20 protein-coding genes, 1 tRNA gene and 2 riboswitches are annotated in these 20,169 nt (G+C 60.5%); of the genes, 12 read left to right on the top strand and 9 right to left on the bottom strand.

The features are described from left to right. Positions 1–114: 114 nt before the first annotated feature. From OK351_RS13440 to groL, 3 genes are all read left to right on the top strand, one after another. Positions 115–414, top strand: a complete 300-nt coding sequence (locus tag OK351_RS13440) for a DUF3263 domain-containing protein (RefSeq protein ID WP_371931449.1) — start codon at positions 115–117, stop codon at positions 412–414. Positions 415–459: 45 nt separating this feature from the next. Further along, a complete protein-coding gene (locus tag OK351_RS13435) occupies positions 460–1,059 on the top strand; it encodes a LytR C-terminal domain-containing protein (RefSeq protein ID WP_265159816.1) in 600 nt (199 codons plus the stop codon). Between the two features lie 295 nt (positions 1,060–1,354). Then, complete coding sequence (groL, locus tag OK351_RS13430; protein ID WP_265159813.1) at positions 1,355–2,992, top strand: chaperonin GroEL; 1,638 nt, start codon at positions 1,355–1,357, stop codon at positions 2,990–2,992. Between the two features lie 88 nt (positions 2,993–3,080). Here the strand turns inward: groL and OK351_RS13425 are convergent, their stop codons facing one another. From OK351_RS13425 to OK351_RS13405, 5 genes are all read right to left on the bottom strand, one after another. Beyond that, positions 3,081–3,977, bottom strand: coding sequence for a DUF4031 domain-containing protein (locus OK351_RS13425; protein WP_265159811.1), 897 nt, complete (start codon positions 3,975–3,977; stop codon positions 3,081–3,083). 33 nt (positions 3,978–4,010) lie between these two features. Beyond that, the gene (locus OK351_RS13420; RefSeq protein ID WP_265159809.1) at positions 4,011–4,301 is read right to left on the bottom strand and encodes a WXG100 family type VII secretion target; all 291 of its coding nucleotides are present in this window, start codon (positions 4,299–4,301) and stop codon (positions 4,011–4,013) included. Between the two features lie 104 nt (positions 4,302–4,405). Further along, complete coding sequence (locus OK351_RS13415; RefSeq protein WP_265159807.1) at positions 4,406–5,911, bottom strand: sensor histidine kinase; 1,506 nt, start codon at positions 5,909–5,911, stop codon at positions 4,406–4,408. 36 nt (positions 5,912–5,947) lie between these two features. Then, positions 5,948–6,655: a response regulator transcription factor gene (locus OK351_RS13410; protein ID WP_265159805.1), complete on the bottom strand. Its 708-nt coding sequence runs from the start codon at positions 6,653–6,655 to the stop codon at positions 5,948–5,950. A 66-nt stretch (positions 6,656–6,721) separates the two neighbouring features. After that, positions 6,722–6,940: a hypothetical protein gene (locus OK351_RS13405; protein ID WP_265159803.1), complete on the bottom strand. Its 219-nt coding sequence runs from the start codon at positions 6,938–6,940 to the stop codon at positions 6,722–6,724. 240 nt (positions 6,941–7,180) lie between these two features. On the opposite strand from OK351_RS13405, the gene OK351_RS13400 reads away from it, so the two are divergent. Then, positions 7,181–7,564 carry a cold-shock protein gene (locus tag OK351_RS13400; protein ID WP_265159801.1) on the top strand — a complete coding sequence of 128 codons (384 nt, stop codon included), beginning with the start codon at positions 7,181–7,183 and terminating at the stop codon, positions 7,562–7,564. 3 nt (positions 7,565–7,567) lie between these two features. Then, positions 7,568–8,155 carry a DUF3027 domain-containing protein gene (locus OK351_RS13395; protein WP_265159799.1) on the top strand — a complete coding sequence of 196 codons (588 nt, stop codon included), beginning with the start codon at positions 7,568–7,570 and terminating at the stop codon, positions 8,153–8,155. 78 nt (positions 8,156–8,233) lie between these two features. Here the strand turns inward: OK351_RS13395 and serC are convergent, their stop codons facing one another. Then, complete coding sequence (serC, locus tag OK351_RS13390) at positions 8,234–9,355, bottom strand: phosphoserine transaminase (RefSeq protein WP_265159797.1); 1,122 nt, start codon at positions 9,353–9,355, stop codon at positions 8,234–8,236. 261 nt (positions 9,356–9,616) lie between these two features. On the opposite strand from serC, the gene OK351_RS13385 reads away from it, so the two are divergent. The 4 genes from OK351_RS13385 (at position 9,617) to OK351_RS13370 (ending at position 13,462) form a co-directional block, all read left to right on the top strand. Continuing rightward, entirely contained in the window at positions 9,617–10,315 is a 699-nt protein-coding gene (locus OK351_RS13385; RefSeq protein ID WP_265159794.1) for an iron-dependent transcriptional repressor DtxR, read from the top strand. Between the two features lie 72 nt (positions 10,316–10,387). After that, a riboswitch (cyclic di-AMP (ydaO/yuaA leader) is annotated at positions 10,388–10,578 on the top strand. 5 nt (positions 10,579–10,583) lie between these two features. Beyond that, positions 10,584–11,588 (top strand): M23 family metallopeptidase, encoded by a 1,005-nt coding sequence (locus OK351_RS13380; RefSeq protein WP_265159792.1) that lies wholly within the window; start codon positions 10,584–10,586, stop codon positions 11,586–11,588. Between the two features lie 125 nt (positions 11,589–11,713). After that, positions 11,714–11,885: riboswitch (cyclic di-AMP (ydaO/yuaA leader) on the top strand. Between the two features lie 4 nt (positions 11,886–11,889). After that, complete coding sequence (locus OK351_RS13375) at positions 11,890–12,738, top strand: C40 family peptidase (protein ID WP_265159790.1); 849 nt, start codon at positions 11,890–11,892, stop codon at positions 12,736–12,738. 229 nt (positions 12,739–12,967) lie between these two features. Beyond that, the gene (locus OK351_RS13370; RefSeq protein ID WP_265159787.1) at positions 12,968–13,462 is read left to right on the top strand and encodes an HNH endonuclease; all 495 of its coding nucleotides are present in this window, start codon (positions 12,968–12,970) and stop codon (positions 13,460–13,462) included. 142 nt (positions 13,463–13,604) lie between these two features. Here OK351_RS13370 and OK351_RS13365 read toward each other — a convergent pair whose 3' ends face one another. Then, positions 13,605–14,021 carry an NUDIX hydrolase gene (locus OK351_RS13365; protein ID WP_265159785.1) on the bottom strand — a complete coding sequence of 139 codons (417 nt, stop codon included), beginning with the start codon at positions 14,019–14,021 and terminating at the stop codon, positions 13,605–13,607. A 185-nt stretch (positions 14,022–14,206) separates the two neighbouring features. Here OK351_RS13365 and OK351_RS13360 point away from each other — a divergent pair, with 185 nt between their 5' ends. Further along, positions 14,207–15,436: an ROK family transcriptional regulator gene (locus OK351_RS13360; protein ID WP_265159784.1), complete on the top strand. Its 1,230-nt coding sequence runs from the start codon at positions 14,207–14,209 to the stop codon at positions 15,434–15,436. A gap of 72 nt (positions 15,437–15,508) precedes the next feature. Here the strand turns inward: OK351_RS13360 and OK351_RS13355 are convergent. Together OK351_RS13355 and OK351_RS13350 are read right to left on the bottom strand one after the other, a co-directional pair. Then, positions 15,509–15,582, bottom strand: a tRNA-Arg gene (locus OK351_RS13355). 83 nt (positions 15,583–15,665) lie between these two features. Next, positions 15,666–16,316 (bottom strand): hypothetical protein, encoded by a 651-nt coding sequence (locus OK351_RS13350; RefSeq protein ID WP_265159782.1) that lies wholly within the window; start codon positions 16,314–16,316, stop codon positions 15,666–15,668. Between the two features lie 62 nt (positions 16,317–16,378). Here OK351_RS13350 and pcrA point away from each other — a divergent pair, with 62 nt between their 5' ends. Together pcrA and sucC are read left to right on the top strand one after the other, a co-directional pair. Continuing rightward, entirely contained in the window at positions 16,379–18,751 is a 2,373-nt protein-coding gene (gene pcrA / locus OK351_RS13345) for a DNA helicase PcrA (protein WP_265159780.1), read from the top strand. A gap of 232 nt (positions 18,752–18,983) precedes the next feature. Continuing rightward, positions 18,984–20,156 (top strand): ADP-forming succinate--CoA ligase subunit beta, encoded by a 1,173-nt coding sequence (gene sucC / locus OK351_RS13340; RefSeq protein WP_265159778.1) that lies wholly within the window; start codon positions 18,984–18,986, stop codon positions 20,154–20,156. Positions 20,157–20,169 lie beyond the last annotated feature (13 nt).

Genomic DNA, 20,169 nt, shown 5'->3' with positions numbered 1-20,169 from the left:
GCAGCAGCACGAATCGAGGCCGGAAAATGGTTAGAATTACCTTTGGTGTACTGCCCCGGACTTGCCGCACGGCATGAACCGGGCATGTCGTTCAAGTAGCGGGAATTGAGGTGGATGGGCGTGGCAGAGCAGGGAATACTGGCGGATTTCGTAATGAACCCGGACAGTGAACTGGACGAGCGTTCACAACAGATCCTGGCCATGGAACGGCTGTGGTGGAAGTACGCCGGGGCCAAGGAACAGGCGATTACCAAGCAGTTTTCGGTTTCACCGGCAAACTACTACCAGTTGCTGAACCAGCTGATCGAAACCGATGCGGCGTTGGCCTACGATCCCATGCTGGTCAAGCGGTTGCGTAGACTACGGACTACCAAACGTCGTGTCCGCACCGGTAACGACAGTGCCAAGTACTGACTGGTACGTTGCCGGCGACCGGTAAGACATCGAACAAGGACGAGAATGACCAACTACCCACGTGACGAATTCGATCGCGTTCCGGAGTTCAATACCCGCGTCGGCTCACACCACGCAAACGGCTGGGCGCAGGCTGCTGCCTCCGAGGGCAAGGGTGGAAAATTCCGTTGGGTTGCCATGGCGGCCGTACTGGTGCTCTTGGTTGGTGCCGTGTCCTACTTCTTCTTCGGCCCGAATGGCCAGATTCAGCTCCTGGGGTCCTCCCCGAGCGAGGCGGTTGCGGTCAGCGAAAGTGCCGAATCCGCGTCCCCGACCCCGACCGTGTCGCCTACGCCGTCGAGCACCATCGACGATGCCGAGGTGCTATTCGGTCAACTGGTCGGTGTCTACAACGGGGCCGGTATTGCCGGTATTGCCAGCCAAACCCAGGAAGTGCTCCTGGAGAACGATTTCGTCAACAGCTACACCGACGACTGGGTGCGCATGGAACAGGTTTCAGCGGTCTATTTCACGGCTGAAACCTACCGTACTACGGCGGAAAAAGTCGCCGAGGTGTTGAATATCGACGAGGTCTACCAGACCAGCAACATTCCCAACCGCATTACCGTGGTCTTGGGCGCCGACGACCCGCTGGCAGCCGAATAGGAATCTTCGGAAAAACTTCTTCGCTCACAGCCAACCGGCTTGCACTCGAGGTGCGAGAGTGCCAATATTTGTATTAGCACTCTAACGCGTCGACTGCTAACGACGGCTGGCCGGAACTATTGGTCCCGGCAACAGTGAATTAGCGAATCGCCGCGTGGCAGAGTAAGAAACACCTCAGATAGCGAGAGCAAGTACATACTGCGGCCCGATGCCGCCGGTGGAACCCTCGTCCGTCGCGGGCGCTGTCTGGCGGTTGCATTTTCGCAAGATAGTCCCGAAAGGACCATTAGCCACTATGGCCAAGATGATTGCATTTGACGAGGAAGCACGCCGCGGACTCGAGCGCGGCCTGAACACCCTGGCTGACGCCGTAAAGGTCACCCTGGGCCCGCGCGGTCGCAACGTTGTCCTGGAGAAGAAGTGGGGTGCCCCCACCATCACCAACGACGGTGTCTCGATCGCCAAGGAAATCGAACTCGAGGATCCGTACGAGAAGATCGGCGCCGAGCTGGTCAAGGAAGTCGCCAAGAAGACCGATGACGTCGCCGGTGACGGTACCACCACCGCAACCGTGTTGGCACAGGCCCTGGTGAAGGAGGGCCTGCGCAACGTTGCCGCTGGCGCCGACCCGATCGCCTTGCGCCGTGGCATCGACAAGGCAGTTGAAGCTGTTACCGCTGAGCTGTTCGCGGCTGCCAAGAAGGTCGAGTCCAAGGAGCAGATCGCTGCGACCGCCTCGATCTCCGCGGGTGACAACGAGATCGGTGCACTGATCGCCGAAGCCCTGGACAAGGTTGGCGAGCAGGGTGTCATCACCGTCGAGGAATCCAACACCTTTGGCCTGGAGCTGGAGCTGGCCGAGGGTATGCGCTTTGACAAGGGATACATCTCCGCTTACTTCGTTACTGACGCCGAGCGCCAGGAAACCGTCCTGGAAGACCCGTACATCCTGGTCGTGAACTCCAAGATCTCCAATGTCAAGGACATGGTTGGTCTGCTGGAGAAGGTCATGCAGTCGAACAAGCCGCTGCTGATCATCGCCGAAGATGTCGAGGGCGAGGCCCTGGCCACCCTGATCCTGAACAAGATCCGTGGCCTGTTCAAGTCCGTGGCCGTCAAGGCCCCGGGGTTCGGTGACCGCCGCAAGGCCATGCTGGCCGATATCGCCATCCTCACCGGTGGACAGGTTGTCTCCGAGGAAGTTGGCCTGTCGCTGGACAACGTAGGCCTGGAAGTCCTGGGTACCGCCCGCAAGGTGGTTATCACCAAGGACGAGACCACCATCGTCGAAGGCGGCGGCGAAGCCGACGCCATCGAGGGTCGCAAGAACCAGATCGCAGCCGAGATCAAGAACACCGACTCGGACTACGACCGCGAGAAGCTGCAGGAGCGCCACGCCAAGCTCTCCGGCGGTGTCGCCGTGCTGAAGGCCGGCGCCGCCACCGAGGTGGAGCTCAAGGAGCGCAAGCACCGCATCGAGGATGCCGTGCGTAACGCCAAGGCCGCCGTGGAGGAAGGCATCGTCGCCGGTGGCGGCGTGGCCCTGATCCAGGCCGGTGCCGCCGCATTCGCCAAGCTGGAATTGGCAGGCGACGAGGCCACCGGTGCGAACATCGTTCGTGTTGGCATCGAAGCCCCACTGAAGCAGATCGCACTGAACGCCGGCATGGAGCCAGGCGTTGTCGCCGACAAGGTCAAGGGACTGGCCGCCGGCCACGGCCTGAACGCCGCCACCGGTGAGTACGTCGACCTGCTGGAAGCCGGCGTCAACGACCCGGTGAAGGTGACCCGTTCGGCACTGCAGAATGCCGCATCGATCGCCGGCCTGTTCCTGACCACCGAGGCCGTTGTGGCAGACAAGCCGGCTCCAGCCGGTGCTGCCCCGGCCGGTGGCGATGACATGGGCGGCATGGGGGGCATGGGCGGCTTCTAGCCTTCCCGGTCTTCCACCGCATACGGCGGGCCCGCACCACCCCTTCCCGGAGGTGGTGTGGGCCCGCCGCACGTTTTAAGTGCGCGGTCTAAGCCCGCTGCAGCCAGTTGGCCAGCTGCTCCAATTCACGTTGCACATTGCCCCTGGCCGCGTCTTCCCAGCTCTGCTGGCCGGCTGTCGTGGCATAGATCCGGTCCTTGGCGACCAAGCCCTCGAGTATCCGTATACGCCCTCGGGCGAAGTCGCCGCGAGGCACATGGGAGTATTCCTCGGCGATGGCCTGGGCATAGCGTTGGTAGGCCGGGGCCGGGCGGGCCAGCACTTCCAGATCGGCATCGGAGAACAACTGACCCAACCGGTCGTCGACCGCCGGATCGTGGTGTCTGGTCATCAGTACCAGCCGGCTGACTTCCTCGCGCATCCCAGCGCTCGTATTCCCGTAGAGACGATGGCGGGCCAGACGAGCCGAGTCCTCCTCGTCGGTGGCGGTGCCCCGGTAAACCGCATCATGGAACCACGCCGTCAATTCCAGGATGCGGCGCTCATCGGGATCGAAGTCCTTGCCGGTGAGAAGATCCAGCGCTTCAAGCACCGAGAGCAGATGCACCCTGTCATGGTACTTGCGGTGCGGTTCACTCCAGGCGTTCAGCAGCTCCTTGCCCAGTTCGGGCACCGGCAGGGTGCGGGCAAAGCGGCGTCGTAGGATCCCGTCCAGTTTTTCCGGCCGGAACCGGCCAGGGATCCGGAGCCCCGAGGCAATCAGCCGGCGCACCAGTTCCCCGGCAGACACCGGTTGGGCGCCGGCGGCCAGCAATTGCTGGTAACGGGCCTGCGGGACATCGTAGTGGTCCCGGTCGAAGGCGCGCTCGGGCAACTCCTGGTGCCGGGCGAAAGCGTGCAATTCCTCTAGCGAACTGTCCGAAACCACATGCGAGAACAGGGTCCCGCGGGCTGGCCACAGCGGTGGGTCGATCAGGATGCTCATCTACCCAGCGTACCGAAACGTGCCGGCCGGGCCTCAGTAACGGAACATCGAGGCATTCACGTTCTCCACTTCCTCGTACTGTGCCGAGGCGTGCTGCAGCGCCGCGGCAATCGAGGACAACGATTCCTCGATACGGACATGGGTGGTGCGCCATTCGGCCACGATGCTCTGGAAGGAGGCCGCGGCGGTGCCTTGCCAAGTACCTTCCAGCTGGCTCAGGTTCGCGGCCATGGCGGTCACCTCGCTACGCAACCGGTCGATGGTTCCCATCACCGCTTGGGCCTTGACCTGCATATCACCGGTGTCGGTGGAAAAGGTGCTCATGATCTTCCTTGGCCTTTCACTTGGTACGGGTGGTAGGACCAAGCTAGGACACGGACGGTGTTGCCGGGACGTGACAGCCACAGACTGTGGAAAGCCCGTTACCTTCAGTCGTGTTGTTCCTGCAACGGGATGTAGGGCAGGTGCACCGCCAGCGTGGCACCGCCTCCGGGGGTGTCACGCAACTGCACATCACCATCGTGCTGGGCCACGATCGCGGCCACAATTGCCAGCCCCAAGCCGGAACCGCCCGTTTCACGCTGCCGGGAACTGTCCGAACGGTAAAAGCGCTCAAAAATCCGTTTGGCGTCTTCTTCGGGGATTCCCGGTCCGTGATCACGGATTTCTATGACCGCATCGATCTTGTCGCCGACCAGGGACTTGACTCCTACGGCGACTTCCAGATCTGAATCCTCCGGGGTGTAGCGCAAGGCGTTGGTCAGCAAATTGGCGATCACCTGGCGGATGCGCGCATCATCGCCGCGGGTACTCGCCGGGGAAGGGACCGAGGAATGCAGCCCAACCAACGTGACGTTGCGTTCGGGAGCACGTACCCGGGTATCTTCCACCGCATCCTGCCCCAACACCAGCAGGTCCACCGGTGCCATCTCCAGTGGACGTTGCTCATCGAGCCGGGCCAGCATCAGCAGATCCTCGACCAGCTGCGCCATCCGCTTGGATTCAGCCTCGATCCGTCCCATGGCGGAGTCAAGGGCATCGGGGTCGGCCAACCCGCCGTAGCGGTAGAACTCGGAGTAGCCCTGGATGGTGACCAGCGGGGTACGCAATTCGTGGGAGGCATCCTGGACAAACCGGCGCATCTTGCGTTCGGAACGTTCCCGGTCCTTGAACGCCGCCTCGATCTGGGCGAGCATCGCATTGAGCGAACGAGACAGCCGGCCCACTTCGGTTTCGGGAGGATAGTCGGCCACACGCTGGGTCAAATCCCCTTCGGCGATCTTCGCCGCCGTACGCTCCACCCGGACCAGCGGCAGGAAGGCGCGGGTAGTGACACCATAGGCGATGATCGACATCAGCAGGGTTGCCAGCATCCCAGTGGACAGCACCAGCACCGTGGATTGGGAGACGGTGTTCTGCACCGTATCCAGGGGGAGGGCAAGGAACAAGTTGGTTTCGGAGCGGGGCATCGGGACCACCATGGCCCGCCAGCCGATGCTCGTCGGATACTGTCCCGGGACGGTGATTGGCTGCCACGGGGTCTGGCTCAGTTCGTCCATTTCCACCGGGGAGAGCAACGGGAAATCGGTTCCCGCCGGGGCCGCACGGCCGCGCGGCATGATGAAAACGATCTTGCCATTCTTGTCACGGATATCGGCATAGGCTCGGTTCATCCCCAGCAGGGTCGTATCCAGGCCTTCATCGGAAGTCGTTTCCTGGTGCAATGAATACCGGTAGGCTTCATTTAGCCCATAGGACAAGGTAGGGGCGGCGGCCCGCAACTGCTCATCGGTCTGTTTGGTCAGCGACAGGCGCAAGGACTGCGCCGAACCCACCGCAGTGGCCACCACGCCCAGCATCATCAGTCCGCACATGAGCATGACAAGTTTGGTGCGCAACGACGTACGCCGCCAAGTAAGTCTCAGTGCCCGCATAGATCGACTCTACCGTTCCAAGCAATTGGCGACAGGTTAGCGACGCTCGGGGGTGCGCATCAGGTAACCCACACCACGTTTGGTTTGGATTAGTGCCGGCCATTCGGGACGGTCAACCTTTCGGCGCAGGTAGGAGATGTAGGATTCCACGATCGAGGCGTCCCCGTTGAAGTCGTATTCCCAGACATGGTCCAGGATCTGTGACTTGGAAAGTACTCGGTTCGGGTTCATCATCAGGTAACGCAGCAGCTTGAACTCGGTCGGGGAGAGATCGATGATCTCACCGGCACGGCGGACCTCATGGGCATCGTCGTCCAGCTCCAGATCGGCTACCACGATAGTGGCATTCTCGTCCTCGCCGGAGTGGGTGCGACGTAACACCGCGCGGATCCGGGCCACCACTTCATCCAGGCTAAAGGGCTTGGTGACGTAGTCATCGCCGCCGACAGTCAGTCCGGCTACCTTGTCGCTGGTGTCATCTCGGGCGGTCAGGAACAGGACCGGGAAGTGGCGTCCGGCTGCGCGCAACTTGCGCGTAATCGTAAAACCGTCCATATCCGGCAGCATCACATCCAGGACGGCGAGGTCCGGTTCACCGGCTTCCACAGCGGCCAGGGCTTCTCGACCATTGGCTGCGGCAACGACCTCAAACCCGGCAAAACGCAGGGAGGTCGAAAGCAGTTCGCGGATATTCGGTTCGTCGTCGACAACCAGCAATTTGGCTTCTGGGGTTTTTGCGTTCATGGGCACCAGTCTGCACAGCTTGTCTGGGAGTTAGCTGGAAGTCAACTGCAAGGCATGAAGTCTTGCTCAGTCGCGGCGGCGCTGCCTGATGTTGTAGGTCACCACGACTCCACCGAGGATAAAGGCCGCCGGCAGACCGTACAGGCTCACGGCCATGACAAGGGTCGGGATGGTGATCTCCTGGAAATACATCACCAGCATGGTGATCAGCGCAACGGACGAGATGGCGGCGACTGTGATGGCGATTCGGGAAATCCAGGACACGGCAATGGAAGTGGTACTCACGGAGAACAACGATACCGTGTACACCTTCGGATGGCTGTGGAGGGTTAAAAGATGAAGTAGGACCCCAGACAATGACATAATCTAGGTAATTCGACTTGAATCGCATCCGCCGATTGAGCGCCCGGTAGAACAACGGTCTTTCCCGGTCAGATGCTCCGCGGTGCGAAAAGGCAGGACACGAACGCCGCCAACGGTTGTTGGGGGCGTATAGGCTGAGTAAAAAGAACGAGGTAAATGATCGTGCCTAGTGGCAAGGTTAAGTGGTACGAAAAGTCCAAGGGCTTTGGCTTCATCACCGCCGATGACGGCAAGGAGATCTACGTTAACGCCTCGGCGTTGCCGGAAGGCGTGTTCGATCTGCGCCCGGGGACACGGCTTGAATTCGGGATTGCCGAAGGCCGGCGTGGTCCGCAGGCGCTGAGCCTGCGTGTAGTGGATGAAGCCCCGTCGGTGGCCCGGGCGAAGCGTAAAAAGCCCGAGGCCCAGGCGGTCTTAATTGAGGATCTGATCAAGCTCTTGGATCAGGTTTCCAATTCCTTGCGCAATGGGCGCTATCCTGAACAGGCATACGGCAAGAAGGTTGCCACTGTGCTTCGCGCAGTGGCCGATGATCTGGACGCATAACATATGGCTCGTAAACCAAAGCTCGACACGGTGCTCGCCGAGGCCGTTGACACCGCACGGCAGGCCCTGGCCGAAATTGCCGTGGACTCGGAGATCGGTGACTATTGCGGCGCTTCGGTTGAAGGTGAGCGACTTGTCACCCACCGATTTATCTCCCACCGTGACGGATACCGCGGCTGGACCTGGTTTGTCACCTTGGCCCGTATTCCGCGGGCCAAGGCCAAGGACGCAACGGTTTGCGAGCTGGGGATCATCCCCGGTGAGGATGCCCTGCTGGCCCCCGCTTGGGTTCCGTGGGCCGACCGATTGGCGCAGGATGAAATCGACGCGGCGCAACGTGAAGGCGAGCAAACGGATACTGCCAGCGATTCGCCGGCCGTAACCGAGGACGCCTTGGCTGCGGACGAACCAGCGGGTACCGAGCAACCCACGGGAAGCGAACCGGCCCCGGCAGCTGCGGAAGAGGATGTTGACTCGCAGGAACCTGAGGAGAACCCCCGACGGCCGGTGCGCCGTCGCCGTACGGCCCAGCGCACTGCTGCCCGCCGGCGGGCAGCAGCCCGGAATCGTGGCGGCGGCTCCAAGGAATGACCATCCACGTCTCGTGGGCGTATTAAATGACTGCGGGGAAGCGCTTGGCGCTTCCCCGCAGTCATTTAACCTTGTGGACTACAGTTGGTCGATCACGTAGTCGATGCAGTTCAGCAGGGCCTGGACATCCTCGGGATCAATCGCCACGAAGGTGGCGATACGTAGCTGGTTGCGTCCGAGCTTGCGGTACGGTTCGACATCCACCACGCCGTTTGCGCGCAGGGCCTTGGCGATGGCCGAGGCATCGATCTGCTCTGCGAAATCGATGGTGGCAATGACATTGGAACGGTGTTCGGGACTGACCACGTATGGCGTGGTGATGTCCTTGGCCTCGGCCCAGCTGTAGACCTTTCCGGCACTTTTCGCGGTACGCTCGGCAGCCCAGTTCAGTCCGCCGTTAGCGTTCAGCCACTTGATCTGTTCGTCAAACAGGACCAAGGTGGACAGCGCAGGGGTGTTGTAGGTCTGGTTCTTCAGCGAATTGTCCAGTGCCGTCTTCAGGTTTAGGAAGTCCGGGATCCAGCGATCACTTGCCGCAATCTCCTCGATGCGGGCAATGGCTGCGGGGGAGACCATGGCAATCCACAGGCCACCGTCGGCGGCGAAATTCTTCTGTGGAGCGAAGTAGTAGACGTCCACCTCGTTCAGGTCCACGTCCAAGCCGCCGGCGGCACTTGTGGCGTCGATGACGAGCAACGCATCGTCGTTGGCCCCAGGCACCCGCTTGACCGGTGCTGCCACACCGGTGGAGGTTTCGTTCTGTGCCCAGGCGTATACATCGACATCCGTCTCGGCCACCGGCTGCGGCAGTGAGCCTGGCTCGGCGGAGATGATCGAAGACGGTGCCAGGAATGGTGCCTTGTCGGTGGCCTTTGCGAACTTCGAGCTGAATTCGCCGAAGGACAGATGCTGGGCCTTATTGCGGACCAGACCGAAGGCCGCTGCATCCCAGAATGCGGTGGAGCCGCCCACGCCAAGCAGGACTTCGTAGCCGTCCGGAGCATTGAACAGGTCCTTCAAGCCGTTCTGGACCGACGCGACCAGGTTCTTCACCGGCGCCTGGCGGTGCGACGTGCCCAGGAGCTTCGGACCGGCGTCAACCAGAGCCTGGATCTGTTCGGGGCGGACCTTGGAAGGTCCGGCGCCGAAACGGCCGTCTACGGGCAGAATGGACTGTGGGATGGTGATGCCGGTGCTCATCGCGCTCCTTTTGTAGCGTTTGAATTGAAAGCGCATTCGGCGACGGCCCATCACGGGCTGTACAGGAATAAAAAGGCGTGCCGAAGACGTTCACTTATTATCTTCGCAAACCCACCGGCGAAGAAGGAAAACCGTGTCATCAGTTACGGGGCACAGATAAAAGTGTTGTGCGCTAGTTGTGGGCCGTACACAGTAGAGTGGGTAATTGACGTCTCGTAATTTGCTAGTGATTAATATTTGTTACTTTCAGGAGTGGCTAACGTGTCTGACCTTATCGATACAACTGAGATGTACCTGCGCACCATTCTTGAATTGCAAGAAGAGGAAATTGTTGCGCTGCGTGCGCGCATCGCAGAACGGCTGGGGCACTCGGGCCCAACGGTTTCGCAGACCGTGGCACGTATGGAACGTGATGGCCTCGTTGTGGTCTCCACCGACCGCCATCTCGCGTTGACCGAGAAAGGTCACGAGCTGGCCACGGGCGTGATGCGCAAGCACCGCCTGGCCGAGCGCCTGCTGTCCGACATGATTGGTCTGGACTGGGAATATGTTCACGAGGAAGCCTGCCGCTGGGAACACGTGATGAGCGAGCGTGTCGAGCAGCGCCTGTACGAACTGCTGGGCAAGCCAACCGTCTCACCGTACGGCAACCCGATCCCCGGGTTGGAGGTTCTGGGCGGACCGACTGTGGCCGAGATCTCATATGACGTAGAAAACCTTGACAATGCACTGGAGGCGGGCAACTCCGGCCCGATGGCCATTGAACGCCTGGCTGAGCCGATCCAGACTGACCCGATCCTCCTGGGGCAACTGAATGAAGGCGGAATCAAGCCCGGAGCAGTGGTTACTTTGGAACGAGCCGATGATTACATGGTGGTTCGTGTCGAAGGAATCGAGGGTGCATTGGAGCTTCCAGTCGAGGTTAGTAGCCATATTTTCGTACGCTCCGGCAGAAGATAACGAAATTGTAACTTTAACGTTTGACCTGTAGTGTGAACTGCTGGTGGTACCTAAATCGTGCCGCCAGCAGTTGCTGTTTAAACACCGAATATTGCCTACAGCGGCGCTGCTTCGGTAATCAGCTAGGGCAATAGCGGGGGACCCAGACTTTGGCGCATTGAGCGTCTTGGGGTGAAGTCGTGCCTCCTTGCAGTGGCGCGACCGGATATTTCTCAGGATCCGAACCCGACAGCTAACTCCGCAGGTGAATGACGTGAGAGGGAAAGATTTGGCAAACACCAAGCCAACCGGACGGCGTTGTGCCGAGGGCGTCGAGCTAGACCCGACTCTCGAGGTTCTACGCGATACCACCAGCCGCTCAGCTGGTCGTCGTGCCCGTCGTTCGGCACTCGAAACCGAGCAGGCTCCGATGGCCGAACGCCATCACGCGGGCCGTCGCTATGAAGAGATCCAGCGTTACGGTATCGCTCCGGAGCAGGCCGATCTGGCTGCGCGGTTCGCCGATAATGTCATCCCTCTCGCACCAAGCGCTGGCAGTGCAGCTCCCGAACAAGTCGAAGACAAGCTGTTCGAAGCCCTGCATGCACCCCGGCAGCCCAAGAGCCGATTGGGCTTCACCCATAAGGTGGCTGCCGTCGCCGCGGTCTCGGGACTCACCCTGGCCGCGATCACCCCGCACTTCTCCGGCGATGAGGTTGAATCCTTCGCCGCTGAAGCCCAGCGCACCGCCACCAGCGCGGTTGTGGACGTCAAAGCCCCGGGAAACGGCGAAGTGGAGGTCGTACGCGCGGCGCTGACCTCGGATCGCTCGGAACAGGTCGTGAAGGAAGAGCGCTTCTCGGAGGTGCTTACCGCCTCCGGTGGAGATATTTCCACGATTGCCTCCCCAGGCTTGCTGGATCGTCCGCTGGACTCGAACCGGATCACCTCCCCGTTCGGCCACCGTAAGAATCCGACCGGCGCGGGATACATGAACCACAGTGGCATTGATTACGGTGTTGCCTGCGGCACCCCGGTCAAGGCTGCCGCCTCGGGAACGGTGACTGTTTCGGGCTGGGCAGGGCACTCGGGCAAGCGTGTGACGATTTCGCACGGTAACGGACTCGAAACCGGATATAGTCACAATTCAAGTCTCATTGCCAAGGTTGGCCAGAAGGTTGAACGCGGCGAGGTAATCGCTCTCAGTGGCACTACCGGCAACTCAACCGGTTGTCACGTGCACTTTGAAGTGATCACCAACGGCCAGTTCCAGAACCCTGCTGGCTGGCTATAACGATCTTTGTCACCATATCGTGATCAAAATGTGACAATTGAAAAAAGTTCATGTAGGCTCGTCATCGTGCTTCAGGGCGATCTTGAAGTGCAATTGCGTGTAAACCGAACACTGCCAGCATGCAATGACTAGATATACACAACTCGTATGGCAGTGGCGGGGGAACCAAATATCGGGTGGTTGGCTTAGGCCAAAAACCCTTGGGGTGAAGTGTGAAGAGAAGGAAACTTCGAATCCACCGAGGTAACTCCACTTCGAACCCGACAGCTCACCTCGCAGGTATCAAGGAGAGGCAATAATTGTGACTAAGCGTCAATCGCAGGGGCGTCACCGCGCCCCATCGGCACGCACCAACCCGCTAGAAGCCATTTCGCAGGCCGTGTCCTCGAACGCCGGCTCTGTTGGCCGCCAGGCAGCAGTTGTTGCCGCCGCTTCCGGTTTGATCGTAACCCTGGGTGTACCGGGCCAGGCCAGCGCTCCACGTGACGTGTCCGCTGCACCGGTTGATGTCATCAACCCAGAACGCGTAGCCGTCCAGGCTGTTGCGGTTTCCGCGAAGAAGGCTGACAAGTTCGAAATCGAACGGGCAACCTTCACCGCCGAGCCCAAGCCGGAACCAGAGCCGGTTGTCATCGCAGTTTCCAATAACGTGACCCCGGTGTCCAATAATGCGCCCCAGGTGTCCAGCGATGACAACGCTCCGATGACTCGTGAGTCCCGTAACCAGACTCAGAGCAACACCACGCAGAGCACCAACACCACCGCACCGAAGACCACCAAGAAGGAAACCACCACCCAGGTCAAGGGGCTGTCCGGGATCGCCGCGACTGCAACCAAGTACCAGGGAACCCCATATGTATGGGGCGGCAACTCCCCATCCGGGTGGGACTGCTCAGGTTTCGTCCAGTACGTCTACAAGCAGCACGGCATCAACATCGCTCGCGGAACCTCGGCGATTCTCGGCTCCGGCCAGTTCGTGCGCACCAGCAACCCGCAGCCAGGTGACCTGGTGTTCCAGCGTGGCGGTAGCCACGTGGGGATCTACTTGGGCGGCGGCACCATGATCGGTGCCCAGAACCCTCGCACCGGCACCAACATCCACCCGGTGACCCAGAACCCGCTCTACGGGTACTACACCCTGGCTCGCTAAGACCCAGTCTTCCAATCGACCGTTGCCCTGCGTTTGCAGGGTAACGGTCGATTGACTTTTAAGCGGTAAACGACAGACGCAATTCGGGTGAAGAATCGACTAAGCGCCCAGAAAACCCTCCCCAATCAACATCTGATCGCATAGGCTTACCAGCAAGAGGACTGACCAACGGCAGTCCGCGGGGTATCAGGTACATACTGCGCGGGCGGCCCCGGGGGAAAGTGCATGAATGCGTACGTTGGTGTTAAACGCAGGATACGAGCCGCTATCGGTGGTGTCATTCCGCCGCGCGTTACTGCTGGTTCTGGCGGAGAAGGCCACGATCATTTCGGCAGACGACAACAAACCCGTACGAAGCGCACAGAACAGCCTGCCGCGTCCCACGGTGATCGTTCTCAACCGGTATGTGCGGCGTCCCCACCGTGTTTTGAACCATGTAACCCGACGTGGGGTCCTGCGCAGGGACTCCTACAGGTGCGCTTACTGCGACAAACCGGCTACCACAATTGACCATGTAGTTCCGCGCTGCAAGGGCGGCGAAAACAGCTGGGAAAACCTCGTCGCGGCTTGTTACCCTTGCAACAGCCGCAAGGCCGACAAGACGCTATCCCAGCTGGGATGGCGGCTGCGAGTCACCCCGCGGTGTCCGCGGACCAGTACACTCTTCCTGGCCGGGTTGGAACAGATGGAAGAAGACTGGGGCCAGTACCTGTACGCAGGATAATCCGGCAAGGCTACGACCTGGGAGCAGTTGGGAAACCGGTCCGCGCCGTGCGGGAAGCCCCGAGGCTGCCCGGAAACGGAACCCAATAATTCGCCAGCGATCGCCCGGCATACCTATCCATCGAATGGGGGATTGCCACGAACTAACTGCGTGCGGCGATCCGGTCAATAACACCGGGTAAGACGTGTTCGCGCAGTAGTGGGGCGATGTCATCGCGTTGCAGGGCGGCCTGCGGAGTGATCCACAACAGCTCCTCTAGCTCCGCTTTGGGACTCGGTGTCGTATTCAGCTGTCCGATAAACAGGTAAGCCAGCAAACCGGTCATTGGTTCATTGGCTGCCAGACCTTCCCAACTGCCTGCGGGAATGAGGTCGCCCGGCATATAGGAAATCCCCAATTCCTCCTCAATTTCGCGCACAATTGCTTGCTGTGGGCTTTCGCCAACCTCAATCTTTCCGCCCGGTTGCATGAAGCACGAAGTGCCCTGTTTGCGGACCAGTAGAATCTCGTCATTTTCGTTGGTGAGACACGCAGCAGCCACGGTTAAAAAGTTCCTCATGAAACGAGGATATCGCGTGAGAAAACGGTCCTGTGGTGGTAACGTGCATTTATGGATCTTCAACTACCTTATTCAAACTAACTGGTCACTTACGAACTCGCACTTTGTGTAGTGAATAGCATGTTTGGGAATTTGGCAGATTTGAAAGGGTCGATCCATCAACTTTATAGACCAATGGAGCGCAAATGCGACGGGGCACTAACTTAGGACGTTTGGGAGACTTCAACCAAGCAGTCATCCTTGAATCGATACGACGGGCACCGGATGGAATCAGTCGTGTCGAATTGGCAGGTTCTACCGGCCTGTCGCCACAAACAATTTCCAATGTTGTTCGCCGCTTGCTCGATGACGGTATTGTGCGCGAAGACCGCACCATCGTCTCGGGGCCGGGCAAGCCTCGTACCGTGTTGGAACTCGAGGGCAACCGACTGGTGTCCATAGGAATCCACTTGGATCCGAGCGTGCTGACCTTCGTGGTGATGAACCTGCGTGGCGAGGTAATCCGCGAACGAAGGATCGATGTCCCAAACCTCGAGGTGGCTGGGGAGACCATCGAGCTGATGGGCGCAACCGTCAAGGAACTCATCGCGGAAGTCCGGATTCCCAAGAAGCACATTGTCGGCATCGGCATTGCCGTGCCCGGGCCGGTCAACGTCGAAGACGGCGTGGTGCTCAACCCGCCCTTGCTTGACGGTTGGGCAGATGTGGATATCGTGGCACCTTTGCGCAAGATGTTGCGCCTGCAGGTGATCATCGAAAAGGACACCATCGCCTCGGCGATCGGCGAACTGTGGCAATCGAAGGAAGAAAAGACCGAGGACTTCGTCTTCGTCTACTGCGGCCATGGATTCGGTGCTGGCATCGTGCTGGACTCCGATGTGCATCGTGGATCGAGCAACAACGCCGGCGAAATCGGTCACTACTCCACCGGCCAGAAATCGATGTACTGCGAAGAATGCGGGACGGACGATTGCTTGGCTGCAGGCACCTCCTACGAGTTCGTGGCGAAGCAAGCCAAGGAACGCGGGCTGGATCTGCCATACAGCGATGACATGGGTCCAGAGCAGCGCTCCGAGGGCATGAACCACCTGACCTCACTGGCCAAGGACGGCAACGAGATCGCCGTGGGGCTGATCAAGGATTCGATGGGCAAGGTCGGCGAGGTTGTCGGTCAGCTGGCAAATTCCCTGGATATCGGCCAGATCGTGTTCGGCGGCCCGCAGTGGGAAGAGGTCAAGGAGATCAGCGAAGAAGCGATTACCGAGGCGATCAGCCGGCGTTTCGCATTGCGTGCCGTGCATGAGATCGAAACTCGCACCTCGGCACTGGGGTCAAAGGTCGGAGCCATCGGCGGTGCATGCGCGGTCATGGATGCGTCCTTGTCACCCAAGGCCACGGCCCTGCTGTTGCGCTAGCGGGAACCGGGACAAAGCACCCGATGAGCATGAAAAACCGCATCGGACTTGGTCCGATGCGGTTTTTTGATGTGCCCCTGGCCGGAATCGAACCGACGGCCTACCCTTTAGGAGAGGGTCGCTCTATCCTACTGAGCTACAGAGGCGAACCGCGCCATGCGCACAAACTAGACTATCGTATCCCTCCGGCTGTCCGTAAATTCCCGTGGTCGGGACATTCACGCTCAGGCTAGGCATCGTTCTGTTCCTGGGCTTCGGTCATTTTCCGCTTGAAGGTGCGGATGAACCGGCGCACCCCAATGACCAGGATACTCAGGGTCGTGATGGCCAGTAGTAGCCAGCGGATGACCGTCAACGTGGATGCCAACGCCACCGCTGACGCGTCGATATCCGTGCCGAAGAGCGCATCAATGGCCTGGTTGCTCCACAAATCAACGATGACAAAGAGCATCGGGGCGGTCCACGCGAGCCAACGATTCCTGCGCTTAGTCACCCACTGCCCCAGGGTCAACAGGCTGAAGAACCCGAACAGCAACGGGAAGAACAGGCCCACGGTACGGTGCACATAGGCCAGTTGGCCAGTCGCGTCCGCATCCATCGCCAAGCGTAGATCATTGACCTCTTCGAGAGTGAAACCGAAGGCGCGCTGATCGGGCATGGGCAGTCCGTTGGCCAGGTCCGCCAGTTGCCCCATGGTCCAGAAATGGTAGTAGACGAACAACAGGATCGAGGTGACCAAACCGGCTGACACCAGGATCATGGCGTTGGACTGGGCCTTGGCTTCGGTACGTTCTGTCGTCGGATTCACTGTCGGCGCAGGCCGCTGCCCGTATTGGGAGGGCTTGCGGTACTCTTTGGACTTCCTGATCTTCTTGGCCATACTCCCATTATGCCGGGCGCATCACGGCAAGTGTCCGGGTCGCGACGTAGACTGAAAAGACCATGGACTTCCTTTTCGATGACTTCACCCCCGAACCGGCGGCCAAAGTGCTGCCCAACGCTGATGAGCTGTTGACCGGAATGAACCCGCAACAGTCGCAGGCCGTGCAGTACCACGGCGGGCCGCTCTTGATCATAGCCGGGGCGGGCTCCGGCAAAACCCGGGTGCTGACCCACCGCATCGCCTACCTGCTGGCGACAGGACGTGCCCGGCCACATGAGATCCTGGCAATCACCTTCACCAACAAGGCCGCCGCCGAAATGCGTGAGCGCGCCGGAGAACTGATTGGCGAAGACCGGGCCAAGAAGATGTGGATCTCCACCTTCCACTCATCCTGCGTGCGGATTTTGCGCCGCGAAGCGGCGACCATCGGGCTGAAATCCAGTTTCTCCATCTACGACTCGGCCGACAGTCTTCGACTGATCACCATGATCGCCAAGGGCCTGGACCTTGACCCCAAGCGGTTCACCCCCAAGGCGATCGCACACAAGATCTCCTCGCTGAAGAACGAACTGATCGACGACGAGGATTTCGCCGCCACTGTCAGCTCCAACGACCCCTTCTCGCGGGCCGTGGCCGAGGTGTACCGCGGCTACACCCAACGGATGCGTTCGGCCAACGCCCTGGACTTTGACGACCTCATCGCCCAGGTGGTCTACATGTTCCGGGCCTTTCCCGCGGTGGCCGACAACTACCGCAGGCGCTTCCGGCATGTGTTGATTGACGAATACCAGGACACCAACCACGCCCAGTACTCGTTGGTGCGCGAACTGACGGGCCCGGACGGGTTGACACCGCCGGGCGAACTGACCGTCGTGGGCGATTCGGACCAATCGATCTACGCCTTCCGTGGCGCGGATATCCGCAATATCGTGGAATTCGAGAAGGACTACCCGGACGCGGCCACGATCAAGCTGGAACAGAACTACCGTTCCACGCAGAACATCCTTTCGGCGGCTAACGAAGTCATCAAGCGCAACCCGGACCGCAACGACAAGAGACTGTGGACGGCCAGCGGGGATGGCGAACTGATCACCGGTTACGTCGGTGAATCAGAATCGGATGAAGCCCGGTGGATTGCCGAGGAAATCCTCCGGCTGAACGACGAGGACAATGTGCGTCCCGGGGATGTGGCGATCTTCTACCGTACCAATGCCCAATCCCGTGCCTTGGAAGAGCAACTGATGCGGGTGGATCTGAAATACCGCGTGGTCGGCGGCACCCGCTTCTACGACCGCAAGGAAATCAAGGACGCACTGGCCTACCTGCGGGTGCTGGTCAACCCCGATGACGACATCAATGTCCGCCGGATCCTCAACGAACCCAAACGGGGTATCGGGGATCGGGCGGAAGGAGCGGTGGCCGCATTGGCGGACCGTGACCGAACCACCTTCATGGAGGCACTGCAGCGTGCCGATGAGGCCCCCGGGCTGGGGACCCGCGGTATCAAGATGATCGCGGCCTTCTGTTCGATGATGGACGACCTGAAAACTGTCGCCGAAGGGTCCGGTCCGGCCGAGGCACTGGAAGCGGTCCTGGAACAGACCGGTTACCTGGAGACCCTGCGTGCGTCGAACGACCCGCAAGACGAATCCCGGGTGGAGAACCTGGCCGAACTGGTGGCTGTGGTGCGTGACTACGTCAACGAGGAACCAGAGGGCGGCCTGGAAGGCTTTCTGGAACGGGTGGCGTTGGTGGCAGACGCCGACCAGATCCCCGAAGCCCCCAGCGACGAGGAAGGTGTGGCCATGGCCCAACGTGAGGGCATGGTCACCTTGATGACCCTGCACACCGCCAAGGGACTGGAATTCCCGGTGGTTTTCCTCACCGGCATGGAACACGGCATCTTCCCGCACCAGCGCTCACTGACCGACGACAAGGAACTGGCCGAGGAGCGCCGGTTGGCCTACGTCGGGCTCACCCGCGCCCGTGAGCGGTTATACCTGACCCGTTCGGAGCAGCGCAGCCTCTGGGGCCAGTCCCAGTACAACCCGGCCAGCCAGTTCCTTGATGAGGTTCCTGCCTCGCTGATCGAATGGAAACGCGAGGGCTCCGCATTCGGTGGCGGGTGGGGAACATCATCCGGTCCAGTGAACTTCGCCACCAGCAGGTACGACTCCGGTAGCCACTGGGGAGCGGGGGCAACCTCAACCCGTCCCGCTGCGAAACTCGCACCGGTAGCCAAACAGCGGGTCCAGCAGGATAAGGCGATTGTGGTCCCAGCCGTTGGGCAGCAGGTCAAGCACGCAAGTTTTGGGCAGGGGACCGTCGTCGCGCTGGAAGGTGCGGGGGATAAAACGGTGGCCAAGGTGGCCTTCGCGGATACCGAAAAGCGCCTTTTGTTACGCTATGCCCCGTTGGAGATCATTACCTAGGGATGTGCTTCTAACCTCACCCGTTAGCCGCTGGGCGCGAAATTCCGTCATTCACGGTTCTCTACAGCTTGTAAAACTGTGAACTATCGGAAAGTCGCGCTAGTCTGAGAGATGCGCACGGGCCAAGGCGCCGGAATTCACGCCGACGTGTTGCTCTGCGCTCTCCATTGGGCACGCTGCTGATGCATCGTGCCGCGAGTCAGCTTGAACTTCGAACGAAGGACACACACCCGTGGACCTGTATGAATACCAGGCGCGCGATCTTTTTGAGGCACACGGCGTTCCCGTGCTTGCCGGCATCGTCGCCTACACCCCGGAAGAAGCCAAGGCAGCCGCAGAGAAGATCGGCGGCGTCGTTGTAGTCAAGGCACAGGTCAAGGTCGGTGGCCGTGGCAAGGCCGGCGGCGTGAAGGTCGCGAAGAGTGCTGATGAGGCATTTGAGCACGCCAGCAACATCCTCGGCATGGACATCAAGGGCCACACCGTCAAGAAGGTCATGATCGCGCAGGGCGCGGACATCGCCGAAGAGTTCTACTTCTCGGTCCTGCTGGACCGTGCCAACCGCAACTACCTGGCCATGTGCTCGGTCGAAGGCGGCATGGAAATCGAGCAGCTCGCCGAAGAACGCCCCGAAGCGCTGGCCCGCATTGCCGTGGACCCGCTGGTCGGCATCGATGCAGCCAAGGCTGCCGAGATCGTTGACGCCGCAGGCTTCGCCGCCGAGGTGCGCGACAAGGTCATTTCGACCCTGCAGACCCTGTGGACCGTCTTCAAGGAAGAGGACGCCACCCTGGTCGAGGTCAACCCACTGGTGAAGACCGGTGCCGGTGACATCGTAGCCCTGGACGGCAAGGTGTCGCTGGACGACAACGCCTCCGAGGTCCGCCACCCGGCCCACGAAGAGCTGGAAGACAAGGATGCGGCCGATCCGCTGGAAGCCAAGGCCGCAGCAGCTGGCCTGAACTACGTCAAGCTGGACGGCGAAGTGGGCATCATCGGCAACGGTGCGGGCCTGGTCATGTCCACGCTCGACGTGGTGGCCTACGCAGGCGAAAACCACGGCAACGTGAAGCCAGCGAACTTCCTGGACATCGGTGGTGGCGCCTCGGCCGAGGTAATGGCCGCAGGTCTGGACGTCATCCTGAACGACCCGCAGGTCAACAGCGTGTTCGTCAACGTCTTCGGTGGCATCACCGCATGTGACGCGGTGGCCAACGGCATCGTCGGTGCGCTGAAGACCCTGGGCGACGCAGCCAACAAGCCGCTGGTGGTCCGTCTGGACGGCAACAGCGTCGAGGAAGGCCGCGCCATCCTGGCCGATTTCAACCACCCGCTGGTAACCCTGGCAGCCACCATGGACGAAGGCGCCGACAAGGCCGCCGAGCTGGCCAACGCAGCGAAGTAAGAGGGATAAGCGA

The sequence above is a fragment of the Glutamicibacter sp. MNS18 genome (assembly GCF_026107515.2).
Taxonomy (GTDB): Bacteria; Actinomycetota; Actinomycetes; order Actinomycetales; family Micrococcaceae; genus Glutamicibacter.
Note: the sequence above shows the minus strand (reverse complement) of the source record. Positions and strands in the feature narration are given on the sequence as shown.